The sequence below is a fragment of the Dictyobacter vulcani genome (genome assembly GCF_008974265.1).
GTDB classification, from domain to species: domain Bacteria; phylum Chloroflexota; class Ktedonobacteria; order Ktedonobacterales; family Ktedonobacteraceae; genus Dictyobacter; species Dictyobacter vulcani.
This window is the reverse complement of the sequence record NZ_BKZW01000001.1, coordinates 1,221,620-1,236,869: the sequence shown is the minus strand read 5'-3', so window position 1 is coordinate 1,236,869 and position 15,250 is coordinate 1,221,620. Positions and strand designations below refer to the sequence as shown.

General features: G+C 50.0%; 13 protein-coding genes and 1 pseudogene. 2 read left to right on the top strand and 12 right to left on the bottom strand.

The features are described from left to right. Nucleotides 1-3: 3 nt before the first annotated feature. From KDW_RS05190 to KDW_RS05135, 12 genes are all read right to left on the bottom strand, one after another. The gene (locus tag KDW_RS05190) at nt 4-966 is read right to left on the bottom strand and encodes an ABC transporter permease (protein WP_151754973.1); all 963 of its coding nucleotides are present in this window, start codon (nt 964-966) and stop codon (nt 4-6) included. A gap of 77 nt (nt 967-1,043) precedes the next feature. Further along, nucleotides 1,044-2,753: an ABC transporter substrate-binding protein gene (locus KDW_RS05185; protein WP_151754972.1), complete on the bottom strand. Its 1,710-nt coding sequence runs from the start codon at nt 2,751-2,753 to the stop codon at nt 1,044-1,046. A 139-nt stretch (nt 2,754-2,892) separates the two neighbouring features. After that, nucleotides 2,893-4,074: an AAA family ATPase gene (locus KDW_RS05180; RefSeq protein ID WP_198925198.1), complete on the bottom strand. Its 1,182-nt coding sequence runs from the start codon at nt 4,072-4,074 to the stop codon at nt 2,893-2,895. Nucleotides 4,075-4,153: 79 nt separating this feature from the next. Next, nucleotides 4,154-4,939, bottom strand: coding sequence for an RNA ligase family protein (locus KDW_RS05175; protein WP_151754971.1), 786 nt, complete (start codon nt 4,937-4,939; stop codon nt 4,154-4,156). Between the two features lie 99 nt (nt 4,940-5,038). After that, the gene (locus tag KDW_RS05170; protein WP_151754970.1) at nt 5,039-5,557 is read right to left on the bottom strand and encodes a TIGR03668 family PPOX class F420-dependent oxidoreductase; all 519 of its coding nucleotides are present in this window, start codon (nt 5,555-5,557) and stop codon (nt 5,039-5,041) included. 21 nt (nt 5,558-5,578) lie between these two features. Next, the gene (locus KDW_RS05165) at nt 5,579-6,487 is read right to left on the bottom strand and encodes an LLM class F420-dependent oxidoreductase (RefSeq protein ID WP_151754969.1); all 909 of its coding nucleotides are present in this window, start codon (nt 6,485-6,487) and stop codon (nt 5,579-5,581) included. 196 nt (nt 6,488-6,683) lie between these two features. Further along, nucleotides 6,684-7,661, bottom strand: coding sequence for a glycine betaine ABC transporter substrate-binding protein (locus tag KDW_RS05160; RefSeq protein ID WP_151754968.1), 978 nt, complete (start codon nt 7,659-7,661; stop codon nt 6,684-6,686). 90 nt (nt 7,662-7,751) lie between these two features. Further along, a complete protein-coding gene (locus tag KDW_RS05155) occupies nt 7,752-8,405 on the bottom strand; it encodes an ABC transporter permease (protein WP_151754967.1) in 654 nt (217 codons plus the stop codon). An 11-nt stretch (nt 8,406-8,416) separates the two neighbouring features. Next, nucleotides 8,417-9,091 carry an ABC transporter permease gene (locus tag KDW_RS05150; protein WP_233097625.1) on the bottom strand — a complete coding sequence of 225 codons (675 nt, stop codon included), beginning with the start codon at nt 9,089-9,091 and terminating at the stop codon, nt 8,417-8,419. Nucleotides 9,092-9,127: 36 nt separating this feature from the next. Beyond that, nucleotides 9,128-10,138: an ABC transporter ATP-binding protein gene (locus KDW_RS05145; protein ID WP_151754966.1), complete on the bottom strand. Its 1,011-nt coding sequence runs from the start codon at nt 10,136-10,138 to the stop codon at nt 9,128-9,130. Nucleotides 10,139-10,234: 96 nt separating this feature from the next. Continuing rightward, nucleotides 10,235-11,362 (bottom strand): hypothetical protein, encoded by a 1,128-nt coding sequence (locus tag KDW_RS05140; protein ID WP_151754965.1) that lies wholly within the window; start codon nt 11,360-11,362, stop codon nt 10,235-10,237. Nucleotides 11,363-12,116: 754 nt separating this feature from the next. After that, on the bottom strand, nt 12,117-12,494 hold the full coding sequence (locus tag KDW_RS05135; RefSeq protein ID WP_151754964.1) for a plastocyanin/azurin family copper-binding protein: 378 nt from the start codon (nt 12,492-12,494) through the stop codon (nt 12,117-12,119). Nucleotides 12,495-13,074: 580 nt separating this feature from the next. Between KDW_RS05135 and proS the strand changes: the two are divergent. Beyond that, nucleotides 13,075-14,530 (top strand): annotated as a pseudogene (proS, locus tag KDW_RS05130) (proline--tRNA ligase). A 42-nt stretch (nt 14,531-14,572) separates the two neighbouring features. Further along, nucleotides 14,573-15,244 carry a B3/B4 domain-containing protein gene (locus KDW_RS05125; RefSeq protein WP_151754963.1) on the top strand — a complete coding sequence of 224 codons (672 nt, stop codon included), beginning with the start codon at nt 14,573-14,575 and terminating at the stop codon, nt 15,242-15,244. Nucleotides 15,245-15,250 lie beyond the last annotated feature (6 nt).

Sequence of the window (15,250 nt, the reverse complement as noted above, 5' to 3'; positions counted from 1 at the left end):
CTTTTATGAATAACGAATGCGTGGGTCCATCACGCCATAGAGCACATCGGCCAGCAAATTAAAGAGAATCACGAAGACCGCGCTTAACAACAAGGAAGTTAGCAGCACAGGATAATCGCGGCGATTCAAAGAATCGATAAAGAGTTGTCCCATGCCGGGCCAGGCAAAGACGCCCTCGGTAATCGCGGCTCCCCCGGCCACCGAACCAAAGTCGATCGCCACAATCGTGATCAGTGGGATCACCGCATTGCGTAGCGCATGCTGTAGCAGCAATCGTGAAGGCGTCACGCCCTTCGCCCGTCCCGTCCGCATATAATCCTGTCGGGTGACATCAATCATACTCGTACGTAGATAGCGGCTCCAGCGAGCAGTAAAGGTGACGGCCAGCACAATCATTGGCATGACGAGATGCATCAGATGGTCCAGAAAAGCATTGAAAGGACTAAACGTGTAGCCCAATGTCGCTGTACCAGAGGGAGGAAGCCAGTTCAGCGATGAGGCAAAGACATCTTGCATCAGTAGTCCCAGCAAGAAAATGGGCATTGAGATGCCAAAATATGCCAGTGATGTGAGGGTATAATCGAGCGCTTTGCCCTGATAAGCGGCGGAGACAGTGCCCAGTATCACCGTCATGATCAGAGACAGCACAAAGGCACTCAGAAATAATTCCAGGGTGGCGGGAAAACGCTGCGTCAACACCTCGCTCACCGGCTGACTGGTATAGAGTGAGGTGCCAAAATTCCCATGCAATGCATTACCCACCCATTTAAAATATTGCACTGGTAATGGATCATTGAGGCCAAAGCTGGCGCGCAGCGCCTGGCGACCAGCTTGATCCATATTTGGATTATCATATACAGCGTCCGGGCCACCTGGGATGGCATGGATCAATAAAAACATCAAGATGGATGTCAGTATCAGCAGAGGAATCGCTTGTAGCAGTCGCCGTATCAGATATTGTCCCATAGACACTATCCTTCCTTCTTACCACCTGCGGCGGTGCACAAAGGTTGGGGCAAGTGCCCCAACCTTCTTCTACGTATTTAACCTTTAGCCGGACATTTTCCGTTGTCGCACCACCAATTCATGATATTGACGGTTTCTGAGGCCACGAAAGGACCTGGCTGATAGTTGTGGGTACCATTGAGTGCTATTGAAAGATCATTGGGACTGAACAGGGTCGCGGTAGGATAATCTTTCAGGAGGATATCGTGAATCTGATTGAAAATCTGTTGGCGCTCATTCATATCGGTGGTCTGCTGCTCTTTACTGAATAGCTTATCCAGCTCGGGATTACAATACCAGTTAAAGTTTGATTTCCCGATCTGGTCGCAGGCATAGTTGGAGGCATCGTTGGCATCATAGCTATAGCTGCTTGCCCACTCGGCCAAGTCGTAGGTACCAGGTTTGCCACCTCTCAAGAACGTACTGAAGAAGGTAGAGGCAGGATAATTTTGAATATCGAGTTTGATACCGATCTTCTGTAAATTGCCCTGATTGATCGTCTCATCTTCCTCACGCCAGGCATTATTGGCAGTTGTGGAATACTTAAACTCCAGACGCAAGCCATTCTTTTGTCGTACTTTGTCGGCACCCATCTTCCACCCAGCATCATCCAGCAATTTGTTGGCTGCATCCGCATTAAAGGCCGGGCACTGGGCATCTGGCTGATAACCTGGTTTATAAGCGGAACTATGGTCGGTACAGATCGGCTGGGCCGCACCCTGACGGGCGATCTGGATCAACTGTTGACGGTCGACTGCCAATGCGACGGCTTTGCGTACATTCACATCTTTGAGTGCAGGATTATTCTCATTAAAGTGGATCGCTTCGTAGCTAGCGGAAACAGTCTGGAACAACTGGTAGTTGCTCAGCTTCTTATAGGCAGGAATCTTTGAAGCATCCAGGAACCAGGCCGAATCAATGGAGCCAGATTTCAGATCCTCCAGCACAGTTGCCTGGCTGGTAACGGCGCGGAACACCACTTTATCCAAATGTGGAAGTTTTTCCGCCGCGCGATAATATTTGGGATTGCGCACAACCGTATAGTGATCGCCGGGTTTGCTTTCAGCCATCATAAAGGGTCCACTGACCACGCTCGGTGAGAGATTATCACTGGACTTTTTGATCTGATCGGGTGGAATACTCTCATAGTGATGCTTGGGCAAGGGAGCATAACCGCCATCTGTCCATGCAGTCAGGAATGGAGCATAGGCATCCTTGAGATGGAAGGTAATGGAGAGTTTATCTGCAGAGACCTCTGCAGACTGAATATGGTTGATCGTCGAAGTATTAGATGCGGCAAACAAAGGATTTTTCCAGAGCTGCCAGGTAAAGTAGACATCATCAGCGTTAAGTGGCTGACCGTCTGACCAGACCAGATTCGGGCGCAGGTGGAAGGTCCAGGTCTTCTGGTCCTTACTGATATCGCCATTAGCCACGCTAGGAACGCGGGTTGTCAGGCCCTCATGAATCAGTCCTTTAGAGTCTCCCACAAAGAGGGGAGCATATAAGGCCTGCATAACCATTTGCGCAAAGGTTTGTACCGTGCCATTGGGGATAAATGAATCCGGTTCATTGACCAGATCATCAATCCAGGTGCCCCCATTGGTAACCTGGCTGGCCGATGTTGTATCTGATGGTTTGGTAGCAGTGCCTGCTGGCGTACAACTGCTCAAGATAAGAGCCAGCAGCGAGACGCAGGAAAAGACGAGAATGCTGAAACGATAGCGTTGTCGATTTTTCGCGAGCATGTTTTACTCCTCAAATATGTAACCTGCTGTAAGAAGCAATTGACAGCCTTGCCAGTAAAAATAGCTTCTCTGCAACAGATGAGGTAATAGCGATACATGGTCGAACTACTTTTCCGTCGTTAATTGTGTATTGGCTGAATCAGGTTGTAATCCATTCAACCTGGTGAGCCTCAGTAATATCGGGTACCTCCAATTTCCCTGCTAATTTAGTAATGACCGAAAGGGGCACATTGGCGCTCCTTTCACTGTTCCTCTTTAGTATGACGTTATAAGGGGCGTGAAGATATACAATATGGGTGCGGGCTCCATAAGAAATAAAGAAATCAATCTGTTGACGGCGCAATAGGCGCGTCACATTTGTGCCATTCCAGACAAATGAATGATTCTTCCGCATATACTCGCGTGCCCGCTCACGCGCTAATTGTACCACCTGGCCCTGATTATCTTCTGCTGTGATTTTGAGTTCGCGCCGAATGGCATCTAATGAGATCACTGGCCAGCCAGCATAGTTCTGTTGTAGCCAGCTATCTTTACCGACTCCGGGTAAGCCTGCCAGTAAGATCACCTCAAAGCGTGTATCATCATAGGCTGCATAGTCAGGAGAGCCATGTTCGCTGTGTAGATACACAAAGCGGCTATGGGCCGATGGAAAAGCGCGTGGCTCGGTATAGCAGTTCTGTTCCTGACACAACAGGCGGAAAAGCTCAACGCGCTCCAGCAGTTCCTCTTGATCCGTGCAGATACGGCCACGCACATCTGCCTCTGCCAGCAAAGCCAGATGATCCATACGAATATTCTGACTGGCCTCAATCACCGCTTTCTCTGGCTGAGAGCGATTCAAGAATTGTAGTGGCAGCCCATGCCAGCGTACCAGGCGCGCGATATATTCACGTTGCGCAAAGGGTAAAGGTTGCTGTAACTCTTCGCCCAGCCAGAGGATGCGTCGTGCTATAAACTCGCCTCGCCGGCTATGGCCGCGCGAAGTAATCAGGCCATCGGACTCAATTTTAGTGCAGGCTGGCTTGCCTACATCGTGTAACAGGGCGGACGCAAATAGCAAGCTGCGCTCCTGTGCTGGTAAGGCACGCCACTCGTCCAGCGCGACCAGTGCCTCCGTCACCATATGCGTATGAATCAGCACATCGCCCTCTGCGTGATAGGCAGGATATTGTGGTACCCCATCCATCGCCTGAATCCATGAGAACTGCTGCTGGATGGCCTCCCAATCCAATCGCCATCCCTGTTCAGCTACGGGACAAAATGGAAAGCTTACCATGTCGTTTTTTGCATTGCTATCAAGCATATAAGGTGTATGTGACATAGAAATCCCTCTTCCTCCTGACGTGTCTTTTCGGGTGCTAGTAAGATATAAAAATATCTTACGGTTTTATCATCGCCAGTTAGAACAGAGTGGCATCCTGGCGGAGGAGATTAGGGATGATCGGACGATTCATCCAATGGCTTTCAGAGCTTTGCAGTGCTTGTTTGAAGCCAGGCCGCACATATTTCCAACGCTCTGTCACACTACCTGCTGTTTCGACTTTAATATAAAGGCCTTCCATAAGCGTACTGGGATCGGTCTCTTTAAGGGCCAGATCGCTACGGAGCAGCTTTTTCTGGCAGCTTTCCTGTAGTTTTTTCAGATGGTTGTCACCGATATACGGTGAGCGCGTGAGTAGCTCCTGAAGTTGCTGGAGGCTTTGTAGTTGTCCCTGATAGACAATTCTGGCCGAGACGACAAAGGGTAATTGCTCAAGCAAGATGTGGCGTTGAGCGGTACTTAAAAATGTCTCTGGCTGCTTATCATAGATATCGAATTCCAGAAAATAGTGGGGAAGCGCGGTATAGAAGACGGTATGCTTGGCGTAGAGCCATTCTCCATAGAGAATATAGCGATTGGCCAGCACCTCCCAGAACTCGGCGGTATGGCTATAGGCCCAGGTTTTCAAGAGCTGGAACTGAGCTTCGCGTGGCCCCCCGGTCAGGTAGTGGCCACGACTCTGGAGCAGGAGTTGTCCACGGGCATCCAGGCTGATGGCGCTGTTGGCTCCATCAACTTTTTCCTCAATCACTAGTTGCTTGCCTGCCAGACTACGAAAAGGCAAAATGGCTAAATCTTCATCCCCTTTTTGCAAGCCAGAACCTTCCAGGTGAGGTGTACGCGGATACTTATAGATCGCCGACATCGGGGAACCTCCTGAAGCTCTATCTGTTCGGGTCGATGAGTCAATCTATTATGCATCAATAAAGCTTTTTCGTCAATTTACGTCCACCAGGGAACGTACTCATACGTGCACAGGTTGCAGCGGCAAGCTCTGCTGGTACGAGAGGTCGCAGCCATGAAGGTTGCCGTTACGTGAATGTGAATTGTAGTGTGCCCCAGGAGCGGATGCGTTGGGGATGAGGTGAATAATGGGGGATGCTTCGAGGTTCATCTCTCTATACTGGCTGTAGCGTTCGCGGAGTAAGCGTAGGGCGGGTGCGTGGAGAGGATGATCGGGATAAAGCAGTTCGGCGTGGCCATAAATCTGTACATAGCCGAGTTGGGTCCAGTCGTCGCTATAGTGATCGATCAACAGACTGGCTTCGTGGCGGGCTTCGATGTTATGTACCCGGCGCAACTGTATGCCCGGAACACGCTTGGGTTTCTGGTCCAGCGGGGTATAGAAAGAGGAACCATCGAAGGCGTAACAGACTGGCACCAGCGTCGGGCTTCCATGCTCATCGGAGGTCGCCAGGCGGGCGACCCGTAGGTGTAACACGAAATCCTTCTCGGCGGCACTTAATTCTGTCCGTGTGGCCATTGATGGTTCCTCCTGTAATGACTAGCGACCAGCCACTTTAATTTTTGCTACTTCTGGCACAATCCTTGTGGCCAGCAGTTCAAATGGCTCTGACTCGGCAACGTTTGGCATACTGAAGATTGCCTGATCGATGCCTTGCTCAGCCAGGCTACCAAAGAGATCGATGGCGGCATTGGGGGAGAGTGTATTATTGCGCCCATCTTTCGTCAGGTGAACAACATCCAGCGTGGTTTTCTCGATGTCCGTATATGGACGTCCCAGGGTCTGGCAGTGATCCTGTAGCACACCCAGTTTACGCTGCAGTTCTTCCTTGCCAAGGCGCGCAAAGAGGTTGCAGGCGTCGCCATATTGAGCCACCATGCGCAGGGTCTTCTTTTCACCTGTACCACCGATCAAGATGGGTGGATGTGGTTTTTGAACCGACAAAGGTGAGTTCAATGGGCGCTCCAGCGTATAGTGGGTACCGTTGAAGGGTTTATCATTCCCGGACCACATCTGGTGTGCGAGCTGTAACGTCTCCTCCAGACGCTCAAAGCGCTCGGCCAATGGTGGGAACGGCACACCTAAGCCCTTGTGCTCTTCCTCATTCCATGCGGCCCCGATACCTAAATAAGCCCGACCACCTGAGAGTACATCTAGGGTGGTGGCCGTTTTAATCAGCAGTCCGGGATGGCGGTAAGTGACACCAGTCACCATCGTACCCAGCTTGATGTGATTGGTGCGACCGGCCGCAAATGCCAGGGCGCTCCAACCTTCCAGCATCTCATTTTCGGCTGGTCCAACCATATGGATCTGGAAGAAGTGATCCATTACCCATAGGCTATAAAGCCCTGCTCGCTCGGCCCGCTGAGCGATGGTCGCAAATGTATCTCCTAGTTGTGCCTGGTTCTCTGACCAGGTAAAACTTGGAACCTGTAATCCTAAACGCATATGAAACTCCTGTCTTATATTTGAGTAAATAGACAATACAATTGATCGTTGTGGGCAGGTCGCTCTCTCCAATATACAACCATCTGACGTATCAGAATCATTCCATAGATGAGAGGAATAAGGGGAAGTGGGTCATTTACAGATAAAAAAAGTCGCCCTCCAGAAAAGAGGGCGACCGTTGTTGCCATAGACTAATCTATTGGCAGCCGTTCTTACAAAGTCCCTGGTCTTTCAGGAATTTCGTAGCGGCTTCGGTGATGGCTTTGGATTTTGACATACCCTGGGCAGCATTGGCATCTACATCCTTCTGCAATTGCAGACTGGCATCGGTTGTGATTTTAGGAGCCAGTGCATTCAACGCATCCTTGATGGCAGGAGCTTTCTGCAAGACGCTATCGCGCACGATTGGAGCAGGATGGTAGGCAGGGAAGGCATGCTTGTCATCCTGTAAAGCTACCAGTTTGTTGACGTTGATGCCATTGTCGCTGGAATAGCAGAAGTTGGCATCAGCCTGTCCACCGGCAACCTCTTTAAAGCCGATTGCGTAGTCAACTTTGTGGGTGGCTTTAAAGCTCTGCATGGTCAGACCATATTTAGCCTTCAGGTAGTCAACCACATACGCGCTATCGCTCGGCAGATCAAAGGTGATCTGTTTGGCTTTAGCGGTCAGATCTGAAACGGTCTTGAGGCCCATGCTGTTTCCGTCTTTGGCGCAGATGGCATATGTATCATTGAGTGGAGAGTAATCCAACCAATCAATCTGGAACTGATCCTTAAAGCCCGCTTTGACGGTGTCATAGTCCTTCTGATCGTCCAGTGTTGAGGTCTTCTTCAAGGCATCCAGGCCGGTGGCGGTGAATTCTGGATACAGGTCGATGGCACCGCTTTTGATGCCCTGGAAGACAATGGTATTGTTACCAAAGGCTGGTTTCTCATTTACCTTGAAGCCCTGATCGCGCAGGACGAGTGTGTAGAGTTTGGTAAGCAACTGGGATTCAGTATCCAACTTACCGCCAACGGTGATGGAGATACTCGCATTTTTGCTGGTATTTGAACCGGTGGTGCCAGCTCCACCGCCGTTGCCGTTGTTTCCACAGGCGCTCAAGAGCAATAATGGCACACAGGCCAGGGCAAATAAAGCTTTAGCTCGTACTGAGCCGAATAATGAAGGCATTTTTCCTCCTGAAAATTTCAGACAATAATACATTAACGCTAATGGGCTGCTTGCGCGTCAGAATTGGCACGCATGTTGTCCAGGGTGAATTTAGTTGGACTGGGCTACGGTTCGTAGTCCCTTTGGTGTTAGAATACGTTGTAGCCAGCTCATAAGCAACTCAACAAGAATGGCCAGTAAGGTTACTGGTATTGCACCGGCCAGGATTGCGATGTTGTTCAGTCTGTTTAAGCCGTCTATAATATATTCACCATACCCACCGGCACCAATAATGGCAGCCAGCGTGGCAGTGGCGACGATTTGTACCGCCGAAGTGCGTACACCCGCGGCAATAATTGGTAATACCAGCGGCGTCTGAATCTTGCTAATAATCTGCCACTGGGTCATTCCCATGCCGCGTGCAGCATCAATGATGGCAGGATCGATACCACGAATGCCGGTATAGGTATTCAACAAAATTGGTGGAATACCCAGCACGATCAGCGCCACCACGGTTGGTGTGAAGCCTACTCCCAGATAGGGAAGTGCCGCAATCAAAAAGGCGATGACCGGGACGGCACGCATCAAGCCGCTTAAATTAACGGCGGCAAAAGCGAGCAGAGCATTGCGCGAAACCGCGACCCCGAGTACTACTCCGATCAGGATCGCGAAGAAAATGGAAAAGGCGCAAATTTTTAAATACGTCAATGTATGATCTGCAAATGCATTTGTCGGATCATTAATAAACTGCAACAATTCGCCCATGGTTTCTTCTCCTATGCAACCGCGGTCGCGCTACGCCCTCGGCTCAGGAGCATTTGTACTCCCAGCAGAATGAGGTCGGCGACAATGGCGAACAAACTCATGAGGATCGCTCCGGCAATGATCGCCTGTTCATCACCACTGGTCAGATTCTTAAAGATCAGATCTCCTAATCCTCCCTCATCAACCAGGGAAGCCAGCGAAGCCGTACCAACCGTGGTCACGGTAGCAATGCGTATACCGGCGATAATTACCGGTAGGGCCAGTGGCAATGTGACCTTGCGCAACAATTGCCAGCGACTCATGCCCATGGCTTTGCCAACTTCGAGCAGCAATGGATCAACGCCATTAATGGCCGCTGCGGTATTACGAATCAAAACCAGCTGTGTATATGCCACCAGCGGTATGATAATAGTCGCAATACTTAATCCAAGCGCTGGAATAGTGATCAGAATAGCTAAAAGTGCAATGCCAGGAATACTATAAAGTACACCAGTAAAAGTGATGACCGGTGTATAGAGCCAGCGATTGCGCGCGACCAGGATCCCTACCGGGATGGCAATGATCAATGAAATTACCATCGTCAATCCAACCAGATAGAGATGCTGCAAAGCCAGATTAGGGATGCTGGTGGGATCGCTCAAATCATAGTTATAGCCACTCAGCAAGTACCTCAAGGGATTATTCATAGAACTCCTTCGATCCAGGACTAAAACCCATTATGTCTAGACTCTGGATTCAGCACGTGACGACTGCTCTCCACGTAACTGGGAGATTTCCTGATTGATATTGGAAAGTGTCACATATCCGGTACGTTGCTGGTTTTGAGGATCTTCGGCGGCAAGGGCTGGAGCATTTGTTTCGAGGAGTTTCAAGAGGGCATCGAATAAGGTTGCCTGATTTGAAATCGTCGGAACATCTCCCCAATGGGCTGAAGATACTGTCTCTGGCCTGTTATCCAGTGTGCCGCTAATTGGTAGATATTGTAACTGGCGCACAATGTTATCGGCACCAACCAGTTTGCTGACAAAGTCATTGGCTGGTCTGGCCAGCAGTTCAACTGGTGTTCCTAGTTGAATCAATTTGCCCTGGGACATCACAGCAACCTGATCACCCAGTTTAAAGGCTTCCTCAATGTCGTGCGACACAAACAAAATGGTTTTATGTACATCACGCTGAATACGTAAAAGTTCATCCTGCATACGTGCTCGTGTAATCGCATCCAGCGCGCCAAACGGCTCATCCATCAACAGGATCGCTGGATCAGTAGCCAGGGCACGGGCCAGTCCCACGCGCTGCTGCTGTCCGCCCGATAACTGGCGTGGAAAGCGCTTGCGATACTCCGCAGGTGGAAGTCCAACCAGATCCATCAATTCATCGATACGTTGATTGATCTTTTGCTTATCCCATCCACCTGCAATATCGGCGGTAATGCGAATATTTTCCGCAATGGTCATATGCGGAAAGAGACCAACCTGTTGAATCACGTAGCCGATGCGCCGCCGCAACTCAATTGGATTTTCTTGCAGGACATTTTTACCCTCCAGCAGGATTTCACCGGAAGTTGGTTCAATCAAACGATTGACCATGCGCAACAATGTTGTTTTTCCGGAGCCGGAGGTGCCCACTAGCATGCAGGTGCTTCCTTCAGCTACCTCAAAGCTAACATTGTCAACGGCTGGAGCTTCTGTACCCGCATACCGCTTGGTAATCTCGTTAAAGACGATTGTGGCCATGCAGTGGCTTTTCCTCTCGCAAAAATACAATAATGAGTCTTATTATACCTTATCACAATTTTTTTCGTCGGCATGAACTTTTTTGGTACAGCCACACTAAACGGTGGATGAGCTCAAAATGACTTTACGAGGTCGCCCCCTCGGCCGTTTTGGCTGATTGGGATCAGGCAACGGTCGAAGACGAGGTCTCCCTCGTGGTCGCTTTGACTGATTAGGATCAGGCAACGGTTTGATCCGTTTGCGTCCTCGTTTTTTCGGTTCGTGCCAGGGTTCGGGCACGACCTTGTACGTTAACAACTCAACAATACTCCACAGATGATCGGTTAAACCGCTGGCCATCGCCGGACTGATCTGCTGCTGATTTGTGCTCAACTGTTGATGGGACCAACAGAGATTGTAGGTGACACCCAACAGATACATGCCGTGATGCAAGCTCTCAAGCCGACATGCGGCATGTCGGCATTTCCGGGTTAACTGTGCCAAACGCTCTCGCATGGTGCCATTCAATCGTTCAATGTACGCCGTATTGAGAATCGTGCATCCTGGTGTCGTTTGTAACAACTTCTGTGCTTGATGCGGATCCCCACGTAGCAAACGCCGTTCCACTTCAACCACACGATGCTTGTATTGACGCTTGATCACTTGTCCAATCACCAATCCCGACCACATTTCCAGACAACAGCGTCCTCTTCCAGCTGTGCGCTTGATTTTTGAGCGAAAGGCTCGCTCAATACTGTGTGGATAGGCTGGCCAGCCATCCACGCAGACCAGGATCGCACTGATGTGCTTGGTCCACTGACGAACCTGCTCAAACAACCGATCGGCTAACGGAGTATCGCGAGTTGGCTGCACCACGCCTGCCAACCACAATCTCGTAGGAACCAGCATCGCCAGGGCCATCCAGATGACCTTTTTTCTTCCTTTGACTCGAATTTCATCGGCTTGCACATGACTCAGAGTGAGGTCAGCCTGCTGCATCATTTGTTCATGGACCCGTTGGCAATGTGCTCCAGAGCGATCTCGCCAGTTGGCAATGGTTCTTTCATCTAAACGAAAGGCTTTGACAATCGCTTGCACCGGACAGCCATAGGCAAGCAAAGTTACCACAATGACAATGAGCTCGGTTGGTTTGCGGAGCCCTTCGAACATGGTTCCTGTTCGGGATGTAAACGTTTTTTTGCAGACCTTACAACGATAGCGTTCACGTTGACGATCATGAACCACAATAGTTCCTTGCCCTTTTTGACCCCTTGCGGAACACGTCAAATTAGGGCAAAATTGAGAAGACGTGTTCATTGGCGCTTTCTGTTGTTTTTTCATACAAACAGTGTGCCGTGTAATACGTCATTTTTCAAGTCCCTTTTTCAACGCATCCACCACTTAGTGTAGCTGTACCACTTTTTTTACTCAACCATTTATGAGCATTATCTATAATACGATAAATTCACCTGGTTCGTCTCGCTTACCTGCATATCTCGATCATTTTTGTCTTCCTCATCGCTTTCTTCCTTGTTGGATGTAACTATAGTTACGCATTTCGATTGTACCGCAAAACGCAACCAGATGCTAGCCCTTTTGGTTGAGGCCCACCAAAAAATTCGAACCTGTTCTATCTTGCCGTTCATTCTCATGAGTAGCCAACCTGCTCTTCCCGATCCTGGTGGATGCGTTTGAAGACCACTCGAAAAGGTTGCCTGGCCGCAGCGAACTGTGCTCAATCGCGTAAAACCCATCTGCCTATAGACGCGCTTTGTTGTCATTTAGTGTAATGTGGGTTCTTGTCTTTGAGGAGAAATGGATGAAGCATCGTCTCATGCAAATACTCCCATTGATCCTGCACAACCAACCGCGACCCCGGTTCAATCGTCCGCTCATGTGGGCAGCACACAGTAGGGAAATCTGGTTGCTAGCAACATAAAAAGCAGGAGCACTCTTTATCCTAAATAAAAAAGAGTGCTCCTGCTTTCGGGCGTCGCGCTTATTTAACCACGACAGTCATTTTCATGCCTGGGTGTAATGTACAAAAAAGCTTGAAGGTGCCGGAGGTATTGAATGGTCCCACGGTGCCACTGCCATAGCCGTCAACCTGGATATTCGTTTTTGGCGCACCAGACTCAACTCCTGGTTTTTGCGTACTATCATCCCAGGTACCATTGACGACGGTATGTGGTGTGACTTCATCATTAATAAAAGTCACTACCTGCCCCTTTTTAATGGTGATGGAGAGCACTTTAAAGCTCATGCTATCCATATGCACAGGATTCGGGCCGGTCGCAGTATTTCCGCCAACCGCGCAGGCCGAAATAATAACAGTAAAGAGACTGAGCATTATAAAGATACCAAACAACTTTTTCATTGTTGCGAATATACTCCTGAAGGTACGGCAAAGATGGCACTTCATTACGAGCCTGCTGGCTGATGGCCTGATGCAAGCCACGTAATAATACCGATCTTTGTTGGTTTTAGTAGATCGATAGTGTTGACCCTATTATAGGGTTAGCCATAGTAAAATACCACCTGATTTTCTTATCAGGAAAAAAACCTGACTTTTGGTTTAATCTCAGCATTGTACACTTGCAAACTCTTGCTTGACACGTATGGGGGGATGGTGTATGCTTGGCATAACTAAACAGAAGATGTTAACGCACTGATCAGGACCAGTAGATGTTCAGGGGATCTAACAGCGAGCCGGGATAGTGCAAGCCGGTAGATGTAGCCTGCATTGAACCCACCTGAGAGCGTCAGTACAAAACCTGACCGGGACCCCTTCGCCGTTATCAGAAGGTGCGGTTTCTTATTGACCGCATGAGTGGAACTGGCTGCCGCACAGGTTGCAGGATGGTTCAAAAGAGGTGGTACCACGGGTTATATGCTCGTCCTTTCGGAGGACGGGTTTTTTTTATGCTCATTTGTTGTTAAGTGAAAAGGGAAGTCGAATGGTCAACGAAGAAAAATTTGTCGAGGATATCGCCGATCAAGACGATAACTTCTCGTTGTGGTACAACCAGGTGGTCCGTAAGGCGGAACTCGCCGACCATGCTCCTGTACGAGGCTGTATGATCATACGTCCATATGGTTACGCCCTCTGGGAAAACTTGCAGCAGCGCGTGGATGCACGCTTTAAAGAGAATGATGTGGAGAATGCCTATTTTCCGTTGCTGATTCCGCAGAGCTTTATCCAAAAAGAGGCCGAGCACGTTGAGGGATTTGCGCCTGAACTGGCCTGGGTAACGCGTGGTGGTGGCGAAGAGTTAGAGGAACCTCTGGCTATCCGCCCAACCAGCGAGACGATTATCGGGCATAGCTTCGCTAAATGGATCCAGAGCTATCGCGATCTACCATTGATTATCAATCAGTGGGCTAATGTGATGCGCTGGGAGAAGCGCACAGCACTCTTCTTGCGTACCTCGGAATTTCTCTGGCAGGAGGGCCATACCGCTCATCGTACCCTGGAAGAGGCTGAAGAGCGTACCCGGCTGATGCTTGAGGTGTATCGCACTATTGCTGAGGAAGATGCAGCCATTCCCGTCATTGCTGGCCGTAAGAGTGAGAACGAGAAATTTGCTGGAGCACTGCGCACCTATTCAATCGAGGCCATGATGGGCGATGGCAAAGCCCTGCAATCGGCTACCAGCCATAATCTGGGCGACAACTTTGCCCGTGGCTTTGATATTCAGTTCCTGGATGCCGATGGGCAGCGTAAATACTGCTCCACCACCAGTTGGGGCATGAGTACGCGCATGATCGGCGGACTGATCATGGTCCACGGCGACAAATCCGGCTTGATCTTGCCACCGCGTCTGGCTCCTTATCAGGTTGTGATTGTGCCGATCTGGCGTAAAGAGAAAGAGCAGGCGGCCGTTAACGAACTGGTCAACCGTGTTGAGAAGATGCTTAAAGGCAAGGTTCGGGTGAAAGTGGATCGCAGCGAGAATACGCCGGGTTGGAAATATAATGAATGGGAGATGCGGGGTGTGCCGGTGCGTATGGAAATTGGTCCACGCGATGTGCAGAACAATAACGTGATGCTGGTGCGGCGCGATAATCGTGTCAAAGAACCGGTCTCAGTCGAAGCTCTGGAGACACGCCTGCCAGAGCTTCTGGATGAAGTACAGCAGGCCCTCTATCAGCGCGCCCTGGCTTTCCGAGCAGAGAATACATATAGTACTGACAGCTATGATGAATTTAAAGCGATCATTGCTGAGAAGCGTGGTTTTGTACGCGTGAAATGGGCGGGCCGAAGATACGGCTGCTGAACTGGCTATTAAGGAAGAGACCAAAGCGACGCTGCGTGTCATTCCGTTTGAGCAGCCAGAAGGCGGCGTGCAGGGCAAATGTATCTATACGGGTAAGCCGGCAACCTGTGAAGCCATCTTTGCTCGTGCCTACTAAGTTTTTTTGATCTGGTCAGGATAGCTGAAAGGAAGGACTACCATGTTACTACAGCTTGATGCCAGTTTGCGGGAACGCATTTTTGGTGTCCGTTTTGGTTGTGCCACTATCAGTGGAATACTGGTGCGCAGCCATGATGAACAGGTCTGGCAGCAGATGCAGTCCCTCGGCCAGCAGATGGCGGCTGACTACAAATTGGAGCAACTGAGCGAGCAACCACAGATCGCGGCGGTACGTGGTATGCAGCGCGCCTTTGGCTTTGATCCGACGCGCTACCGTCCTTCATCCGAAGCCTTATTGCGGCGGGTACTCAAGGGACAAGCCTTGCCGCAGATCAATAGCGCAGTCGATATTAATAATCTCTGTTCGTTAGAGTTTCTGTTGCCGATGTGTATGTATGACTTGCAGCACGTCAGCGGCTGCGCCACGGTGCGTATCGCCGCCGCCGGCACCGCCTATCCTGGCATTGGCCGGCAGGTCTTTCAAGTCGAGCAGAAAGTCATCATCGCCGATGACAATGGGGTAATGGGAACCACCGTCTCGGATTCGGAACATACCAAAGTAACGACCGAGACTACACAAATTTTAGTCGTAATGTATGCGCCGGCGGAAAGCGATCTAACGACGATCGAGCGTCACGCATCTCTTGTCGCGCAACGAATGATAGAGTGTCATGGTGGGCAGGTCAGTGATCTGGCCGTGCTCACTGTTTAGGAGCAA

Excerpts from the sequence above, each read along its gene's own strand:
- KDW_RS05190 (WP_151754973.1), bottom strand. The coding sequence starts at position 966 with ATGGGACAATATCTGATACGGCGACTGCTACAAGCGATTCCTCTGCTG.
- KDW_RS05185 (WP_151754972.1), bottom strand. The coding sequence starts at position 2,753 with ATGCTCGCGAAAAATCGACAACGCTATCGTTTCAGCATTCTCGTCTTT.
- KDW_RS05180 (WP_198925198.1), bottom strand. The coding sequence starts at position 4,074 with ATGTCACATACACCTTATATGCTTGATAGCAATGCAAAAAACGACATG.
- KDW_RS05175 (WP_151754971.1), bottom strand. The coding sequence starts at position 4,939 with ATGTCGGCGATCTATAAGTATCCGCGTACACCTCACCTGGAAGGTTCT.
- KDW_RS05170 (WP_151754970.1), bottom strand. The coding sequence starts at position 5,557 with ATGGCCACACGGACAGAATTAAGTGCCGCCGAGAAGGATTTCGTGTTA.
- KDW_RS05165 (WP_151754969.1), bottom strand. The coding sequence starts at position 6,487 with ATGCGTTTAGGATTACAGGTTCCAAGTTTTACCTGGTCAGAGAACCAG.
- KDW_RS05160 (WP_151754968.1), bottom strand. The coding sequence starts at position 7,661 with ATGCCTTCATTATTCGGCTCAGTACGAGCTAAAGCTTTATTTGCCCTG.
- KDW_RS05155 (WP_151754967.1), bottom strand. The coding sequence starts at position 8,405 with ATGGGCGAATTGTTGCAGTTTATTAATGATCCGACAAATGCATTTGCA.
- KDW_RS05150 (WP_233097625.1), bottom strand. The coding sequence starts at position 9,091 with ATGAATAATCCCTTGAGGTACTTGCTGAGTGGCTATAACTATGATTTG.
- KDW_RS05145 (WP_151754966.1), bottom strand. The coding sequence starts at position 10,138 with ATGGCCACAATCGTCTTTAACGAGATTACCAAGCGGTATGCGGGTACA.
- KDW_RS05135 (WP_151754964.1), bottom strand. The coding sequence starts at position 12,494 with ATGAAAAAGTTGTTTGGTATCTTTATAATGCTCAGTCTCTTTACTGTT.
- KDW_RS05125 (WP_151754963.1), top strand. The coding sequence starts at position 14,573 with ATGTTACTACAGCTTGATGCCAGTTTGCGGGAACGCATTTTTGGTGTC.